Source organism: Pseudomonas fluorescens, from assembly GCF_902497625.1.
GTDB lineage: Bacteria > Pseudomonadota > Gammaproteobacteria > Pseudomonadales > Pseudomonadaceae > Aquipseudomonas > Aquipseudomonas fluorescens_BQ.
Genome location: NZ_CABVGX010000017.1, coordinates 100,394 through 108,427 on the forward strand (window position 1 = coordinate 100,394; position 8,034 = coordinate 108,427).

At 61.3% G+C, this 8,034-nt stretch carries 7 protein-coding genes; all 7 read left to right on the top strand.

Annotated elements, in window-relative coordinates; all coding sequences use genetic code 11:
• Positions 1–1,161: 1,161 nt before the first annotated feature.
• Positions 1,162–1,797, top strand: coding sequence for a methyl-accepting chemotaxis protein (locus tag F8N12_RS28260; protein ID WP_412072148.1), 636 nt, complete (start codon positions 1,162–1,164; stop codon positions 1,795–1,797).
• Positions 1,798–1,868: 71 nt separating this feature from the next.
• Positions 1,869–3,605, top strand: a complete 1,737-nt coding sequence (locus tag F8N12_RS12760; protein ID WP_150580736.1) for a protein-disulfide reductase DsbD — start codon at positions 1,869–1,871, stop codon at positions 3,603–3,605.
• A 131-nt stretch (positions 3,606–3,736) separates the two neighbouring features.
• Positions 3,737–4,189 carry a type II 3-dehydroquinate dehydratase gene (gene aroQ, locus F8N12_RS12765; RefSeq protein WP_150580737.1) on the top strand — a complete coding sequence of 151 codons (453 nt, stop codon included), beginning with the start codon at positions 3,737–3,739 and terminating at the stop codon, positions 4,187–4,189.
• A gap of 48 nt (positions 4,190–4,237) precedes the next feature.
• Positions 4,238–4,696, top strand: coding sequence for an acetyl-CoA carboxylase biotin carboxyl carrier protein (gene accB, locus F8N12_RS12770; protein WP_150580738.1), 459 nt, complete (start codon positions 4,238–4,240; stop codon positions 4,694–4,696).
• 17 nt (positions 4,697–4,713) lie between these two features.
• On the top strand, positions 4,714–6,072 hold the full coding sequence (gene accC, locus F8N12_RS12775) for an acetyl-CoA carboxylase biotin carboxylase subunit (RefSeq protein WP_150580739.1): 1,359 nt from the start codon (positions 4,714–4,716) through the stop codon (positions 6,070–6,072).
• Between the two features lie 350 nt (positions 6,073–6,422).
• Entirely contained in the window at positions 6,423–7,301 is an 879-nt protein-coding gene (prmA, locus tag F8N12_RS12785; protein ID WP_150580740.1) for a 50S ribosomal protein L11 methyltransferase, read from the top strand.
• A 30-nt stretch (positions 7,302–7,331) separates the two neighbouring features.
• On the top strand, positions 7,332–8,034 hold a 703-nt coding region (locus tag F8N12_RS12790; protein ID WP_191623162.1), incomplete at its 3' end, for an MJ0042-type zinc finger domain-containing protein.

Below are 8,034 nucleotides of genomic sequence, written 5' to 3' on the forward strand. Positions count from 1 at the left end.
AATGAAGTGGCGCGCAGCATTGGCGACTACCTTGCCAGCGGCGACGCCCTGCGGTTGAGCAGCGCCAGCCAGGCCATCGACGCTTTGCAAAAGGAATTGGCCGAGTTGCCGCCGACCTTGGCCGAGAGCTTGCGACCGAGCCTGTCGGACCTTGACGGGTTCAGCAGAACCGACTTGCTCGCCGCCGGCAAGCTGGCCGGCGATCCGCAGGCACTGCTGTTGCAGGCCGAACGCGAGCTTGGCGCCAGCCTCGATCAACTCAGCCAATACGCCAGCGGCAACCCTGGCTGGCTGACGCCTTTGCTCAACGCTTCGCAGCACCTGGGCAAACTGTCGCTGGCGCGAGACAAACTGGTCAGCAGCGGCCGCAGTGAACTGGCCGCCGATGTCGAGCGCGAAGTCAGCAACATCCGCGCCCAAGCCCAACTCATCGACACCTTGCCCTTGCTCGGCGTGACCAGCGGCACCGAATCAAACACCGACGATTTCGCCGCGATGATGGGTTTGGAAACCACTGAAAAAGCTGTTGCCGAAGACGCCGGAGTCGCACTCAAGCGTGAGCTCACCAGCCTGCTGACACGCTACCCCACCGAACTTGAGCGCACCCGTGAGCAGATCCAGAAACGCGCCGACCTCGGCACGGCAACCCACCTGAAAATCAGCGCAGTGCACCAGGCAATCGCCGGTCTCGAACCTGTCGTTCGCGCCCAGCACGGGCAGATTCAAAGTGAAGTTCGGCTGATGCAAGGCGTGATGATCGGGTTGATCCTGCTGATTGCATTGCTCATCGACACCATGCAACGGCGTCTGGCTCGCACGCTGACCAACCTCGCACCGGCACTGTCGACCTGGGCCGAAGGTGACTTCAGCCAGGACATTGAACTGGGCAAAACCAACCGCGAACTGCATGACATTCAAGCCTCGCTGAATCGCTTGCGTGCTTACCTGGTGGATCTGGTCGGGACCATTCGCCTGAACGCCGAGCAGGTCGCCGGCAGCAGTCGAACCCTGGCCGACCTGAGCAACGATTTGCACAACGGAGCCGAGCATCAGGCGGGCGACACGGCGCTGATTCGCGATTCACTCGGCGAGCTGGAGGCGACTATTCAGCAAGTGGCCGGCGACGCCAGTCAGGCCGCCGATGCCAGTCGCAATGCCGGGATGGCGGTCGAGCACGGCCAGAAAGTCATCGGTTTGAGCCTGACAGGGCTGCACGCGCTGGTGGGTGAAGTGCAAGGCAATGCGAAGATGATTGAACACCTGGCCGAAGAGTCGGCGACAATCGGCGGTGTGTTGACGGTGATCCGCTCGATTGCCGATCAGACCAATCTGCTGGCGTTGAACGCTGCCATTGAAGCGGCCCGCGCGGGCGAGATGGGTCGCGGTTTCGCCGTGGTGGCTGAAGAAGTGCGCTCACTGGCGCAACGCACGGCGGGCGCCACGGCAGAGATCCAGACCCTGATTGCCGGCCTGCAGACAGCCGCGAGGCAGTCCGTAGAAGGCATGCGCGCGCAGGTCGAACACGCTGAAGCGACGGCCAGTCAGGCGCAGGCTGCGGACGGCGCGCTGGATGAAATCGTCGGCGCGATCCAGACCATTGCCGACACCGCGGTGCGCATTGCCGATGTCACCGCCCAGCAGAGCGGCGCGGTCAGCGAAATCCGCGATCACAGTGAGCGGATTCACCAGTCGGGCGGGGATAACTTGCTGCGTATTGGCGAAGGGCGCGAACAGGGCGAGCATTTGCTGGTATTGGGCGGGAGACTGCACACGGCAGTCCAGGCTTTCCGCGTCTGATTTGTGGCGAGGGGGCTCGTCGGAAGGCACTCTCAGCTATCATGCCCACACGCCCGATACGCGAGATCGTCATGCGCCGTTTGCTCTGCCTGTTGTTGCTCCTGCTCGCCCTGCCGGTTAGCGCCGCCGGCCTGCTGGAGAGCCGGCCCAGTGCCACGCTGGGTTCGATCAACAACAGCGCCGACTTCCTGCCGGTGCGCGAAGCCTTTCAATTGAGCCTGGTTGAAACCACGCCGCAATCGATCAAGCTGCGTTTCGTCGCCGCCGAGGGTTACTACCTCTACCGACACCGCTTGCAGTTTCGCAGCGACCCGGCGGACGTCACACTCGGCCCGGCACAACTGCCCAAGGGCGAACAGAAGCACGACGAATACTTCGGCGATGTCGAGGTTTACCACGGGATTCTCGAGGTCGACCTGCCGCGTACCGACCCGCGCGCCTTCACCCTGGTGGTGAGCTATCAGGGCTGCGCCGACAAAGGCCTGTGCTATCCGCCGGAGACCGAACGCCTGAGCATCGATGGCGGCAGCACGTCCGCCGCCTCGAGCTGGAAGGAACTGGCGCTGTTCTTTCTCGCCGGCCTCGGTCTGACGTTCACGCCCTGTGTATTGCCGATGCTGCCGATCCTCTCCGGTGTAGTGTTGCGCGGCCAGGTCGGTGGCTGGCGCGGTTTCAACCTCTCGCTGGCCTACGTGTTGCCAATGGCCGCCTGCTTCGCCCTGCTCGGCGCATTGATGGGCATGTTTGGCGCGCAGCTGAACCTGCAGGCACGTCTGCAATCGGTCTGGGTGCTGGTGCCGTTCGCGTTGTTTTTCGCGGTGTTTGCCTTGGCAATGTTTGGTGTCTTTGAACTCAAGCTGCCACAGGCGATCAGTAGCCGGCTGGACCGGATCGCCGGCCGCACCGAAGGCGGCTCGTTGTGGGGTGCGGCGGTGCTGGGTGTGGTATCGAGCCTGCTGGTTTCACCTTGCGTTTCGGCCCCGCTGGCTGGCGCGCTGCTCTACATCAGTGCCAGCGGAGATGCCTTGGGCGGCGGCCTGAAGCTGTTCATGCTCGGCCTTGGCATGGGCGCGCCGTTGCTGTTGGTGGCCACCGGCGGCGCGGCATGGTTACCCAAAAGCGGACCGTGGCTGGTGTATGTAAAAAATGCGATTGGCGTATTGCTGCTGGGCCTGGCGATCGCTTTGCTCAGCCGTGTGGTGCCAGGGCAGATCACGCTGCTGCTGATCGGCTTGCTGGCCGGTGGCGTGGGGTTGTTTTTGGGCGCGCTGGAATTCGTTTACAAACCACCGCGCAAACGTCTCGGCCAATTGCTGGGGATGTTCCTGCTGTTTTACGCAGTGGCGTGCTGGTACGGCGCATTCAGCGGGCAGACCGACCCGTTCAGTCCGATTGCACCGGCGCGCATGATTGCCGGGACCGAGCCTGCGCAGAATGCCGATGACTGGCAGACCATTACCAGTGCGGCTGAACTGGATCGCGCGCTCGCCGAGGCGAAACACTCCGCGACCCCGCTGCTGCTCGACTGGTACGCCGACTGGTGCATCAGTTGCAAAGTGATCGAGCATCAAGTGCTCACCGACGCCAACGTCGTCGAACGTCTGCGCGGCTATAGACTGATTCGACTGGACATGACCGCCAGTAACGCCGACCAACGCGCCCTCCTCGACCGCTACAGGTTGTTCGGCCCGCCCGCGCTGATATTTTTCAGCAAAGAGGGTGTCGAACTGGAGGATGCGCGAGTGATCGGCGAGATCAGTGCGGCGGAGTTCGCCGTACGTGTCGCCAGGGCAAATGACCGGAATTAGCAAGGCGGTCACATATTTCGCGCAATCATCGGCCATCGTGCTGGCTATTGCATAGAACTGGACAGTCACAAAGGCTTTGCGGCATAGTCGCCGGGTTCTGACAAATGCACCTGGATAACAAGGAACAGCAGATGGCAACGCTATTGGTTCTGCACGGACCTAACCTGAACATGCTAGGCACCCGCGAGCCGGGCACCTACGGCGCCACCACACTGGCGCAGATCAACCAGGACCTGGAGCGCCGGGCACGTGACGCTGGCCACCATCTGCTACACCTGCAAAGCAACGCGGAGTACGAATTGATCGACCGCATCCACGCTGCCCGCAGCGAAGGTGTGGACTTCATTCTGATCAACCCGGCGGCTTTTACGCACACAAGCGTTGCATTACGTGACGCGCTGCTGGCGGTGAGCATCCCATTCATCGAAGTGCATTTGTCTAACGTGCACAAACGCGAACCTTTCCGCCATCACTCTTACTTCTCCGACGTAGCGGTGGGAGTGATCTGCGGCCTTGGCGCCAGCGGTTATCGACTGGCCCTGGAGGCCGCACTAGAGCAGCTTGAAAGACAGGCAACGGCTTGAACTACAAGCGTTGAACGCCCCTGACCGACCCTTGGGAGTTGATGATTCATGGATATCCGTAAAGTTAAGAAATTGATCGAGTTGCTGGAAGAGTCCGGCATCGACGAGCTCGAGATCAAGGAAGGCGAAGAGTCCGTACGTATCAGTCGTCACAGCAAGACTCCAGCTCAGCAGTACTACGCACCCGCTCCGATGCACGCCCCGGCTCCAGCGCCTGCTGCTGCTCCGGTTGCAGCCGCTGCACCTGCTGCGCCGTCCGCTCCAGTGCTGAACGGCACCGTTGCCCGTTCGCCGATGGTTGGCACCTTCTATCGCAAATCTTCTCCAAGCTCGCCGTCCTTCGTTGAAGTCGGCCAGACCGTGAAGAAAGGCGACACCCTGTGCATCGTTGAAGCGATGAAGATGATGAACCACATCGAAGCTGAAACCAGCGGTGTGATCGAATCCATCCTCGTCGAAGACGGCCAGCCGGTTGAGTACGACCAACCGCTGTTCACCATCGTTTGAACCGCGGAGAAACTTTGATGACTGCGAAGTTGGAAAAAGTTCTGATCGCCAACCGCGGTGAGATCGCACTGCGGATTCTGCGTGCCTGCAAAGAGATGGGCATCAAGACCGTCGCCGTTTACTCCAAGGCAGACAAAGAGCTGATGCACCTGGGCCTGGCAGACGAATCCGTCTGCATCGGCCCGGCCTCGGCCGCCCACTCATACCTGCACATTCCGGCCATCATCGCCGCGGCTGAAGTGACTGGCGCTACCGCTATTCACCCAGGCTACGGGTTCCTTGCGGAAAACGCTGATTTTGCTGAACAAGTCGAGAACTCCGGCTTTGCCTTCATCGGTCCGAAAGCCGAAACCATCCGCCTGATGGGCGACAAGGTTTCGGCCAAGCACGCGATGATTGCCGCCGGCGTGCCAACCGTTCCCGGCTCCGACGGCCCGCTTCCGGAAGACGAAGAAACTGCTCTGCGCATTGGTCGCGAAGTCGGTTATCCGGTGATCATCAAGGCCGCTGGTGGCGGCGGTGGTCGCGGCATGCGCGTTGTGCATAAAGAAGAAGACCTGATCTCCTTCGCGAAACTGACCCGCACTGAAGCAGGTGCGGCATTCGGCAACCCGATGGTGTATCTGGAAAAATTCCTGACCAACCCACGTCACGTGGAAGTTCAGGTACTTTCCGATGGCCAGGGCCAGGCGATCCATCTGGGCGACCGCGATTGCTCGCTGCAACGCCGTCACCAGAAAGTTCTCGAAGAAGCGCCGGCACCGGGCATCGACGAGAAAGCACGCCAGGAAGTCCTCGCTCGCTGCGTCAAGGCGTGCATCGACATCAACTACCGTGGCGCGGGCACTTTCGAGTTCCTGTACGAGAACGGCGCGTTCTATTTCATCGAAATGAACACCCGCGTTCAGGTTGAGCACCCGGTTTCGGAAATGGTCACCGGCATCGACATCGTCAAGGAGATGCTTAGCATCGCCGCTGGCAACAAACTGTCGTACACCCAGGATGACGTGGTCATCCGTGGTCACGCACTGGAATGCCGGATCAACGCCGAAGACCCGAAAACCTTCATGCCGAGCCCAGGCACGGTCAAGCATTTCCACGCTCCGGGCGGCAACGGCGTTCGCGTCGATTCGCACCTGTACAGTGGTTATGCGGTTCCGCCTAACTACGATTCGTTGATCGGCAAGCTGATCACGTACGGCGCAACCCGTGACGAAGCCTTGGCGCGCATGCGCAATGCGCTGGACGAAATCGTTGTCGACGGGATCAAGACCAACATCCCGCTGCACCGCGACCTGGTTCGCGATGAAGGCTTCTGCAAAGGTGGTATCAACATCCACTACCTGGAACACAAGCTGGCGGGCGAAAAGCACTAAGCTTTAGCCTGATCAACAAAGCCGCCTTCGGGCGGCTTTGTTGATTCTGAAGATTGCTACACAAAACCCTCGTGGCGAGGGGGCTTGCCCCCGTTCGGCTGCGCAGCAGTCCCAAAACAGTCGATCCGGTTTTTGTCTGATTCAATGAGATTGGATGGTTGTGCGACTGCTGCGCAGCCCAACGGGGGCAAGCCCCCTCGCCACAGGCAATTTGTTCAAGCCCCAACATTGGCGGCGTTGTTCAAGGCTGAGTCCTGCGCGCCCGGTCGTCTTCTGCCGCGAGCTCGCGTAAACTTGCGCGCTTCTCGCAGCCGCCAGGCTGCAATCAATATTTTTCAAAGGTGCCCGCCATGCCTTGGCTGCAAGTCCGTCTCGCCATCAGCCCAGAACAAGCCGAAACCTACGAAGACGCTTTCCTCGAAGTAGGCGCTGTGTCGGTGACCTTCATGGATGCTGAAGATCAGCCGATTTTCGAGCCGGAACTCAACACCACCCCGCTGTGGTCGCACACCCACTTGCTGGCCCTGTTCGAAGGTGGCACCGAGGCCACCAGTGTCCTCGCCCATCTGGAGTTGCTGACCGGTAGTCCGCTGCCCGAACACCACAGCGAAATCATCGAGGATCAGGACTGGGAGCGTAGCTGGATGGACGGCTTCCAGCCGATGCGCTTCGGTCAGCGCCTGTGGATCGTACCGAGCTGGCACGCCGCGCCGGAACCGGACGCCGTGAATCTGCTGCTCGATCCAGGTCTTGCGTTCGGCACCGGCACGCACCCGACCACCGCCCTGTGCCTGGAGTGGCTCGACGGGCAGGACCTGAAGGGCTGCAAGGTACTGGACTTCGGTTGTGGCTCGGGGATTCTGGCGATTGCCGCCCTGTTGTTGGGCGCTGAACAGGCTGTCGGCACCGACATCGACGTGCAGGCGCTGGAAGCGTCGCGCGACAACGCCGGGCGCAACAACATCGCCGAAGCGCTGTTCCCGCTGTACTTGCCTGAAGACCTGCCACAGGTTCAGGCTGACGTGCTGGTGGCCAATATTCTTGCCGGTCCGCTGGTAGCGCTAGCGCCCCAACTGTCCAGCCTGGTCAAGCCCGGCGGCCGTCTGGCGCTTTCAGGCATCCTCGCCGAACAGGGCGACGAAGTGGCCGCCGCTTATGCGCAAGACTTTGACCTGGACCCGATCGCCAATCGCGATGGCTGGGTGCGCATCACCGGCCGTCGGCGCTAGAATGAACCTCTGCACACACCGGATCGCCGCATGACCGACAGCTTCGTCACTCAGTGCCCGCATTGCCAAACCAGCTTCCGCGTTAACCATGCTCAATTGAGCGTGGCCCGCGGAGTAGTTCGTTGCGGCTCGTGCCTGCAGGTATTCAATGCCGCGAAGCAATTGCTCGAGCAAGCCGGCAAAGAGGTGAGCACGCCGGTTGCTCCGGGCAACGTCGAAGCAACGGAACCCCGTGCCATCAGCCAGAAACAATGGTCGGCGACCGAACTTGATCTCGATGCGCTGGATCTGGACGAAGAACTCGCGCGACTCGAACAGCGGGAAAGCCGGCCGACCACCGGGTTTGTCCGTCAGCGGGACGATAGCCTGAGCGCGCGCCGGAGTAACAACGAGCACGAAGAAGAGCCATGGTCCGACAGCCTGTTCAGCGAATCGGCTGCCGATCGCGCGGAAGTCGCTGACGTCGGCGAGACGGCGCCGCCGCTGATCGAGACTGGAGTTCTTTCGCGCACCGAGCCGTCCCTGTCGCTTGTGCCGGTCGAACTGGACGACGAGCCGCAGCCGCCGCAACTGCGCCTGGACGATCCTCTCGATGCCCCACCCCATCATGAACGCTTGTCGGCGACCTCTGCCAGAGACGATTTCGACGACGACCTGTCTTCAGTCGCGCCCCTGCGCAAGCGTCATGAGCGAAACGAATCGACCGAACGCGTCGAGGCCCTGCAAGACCTGA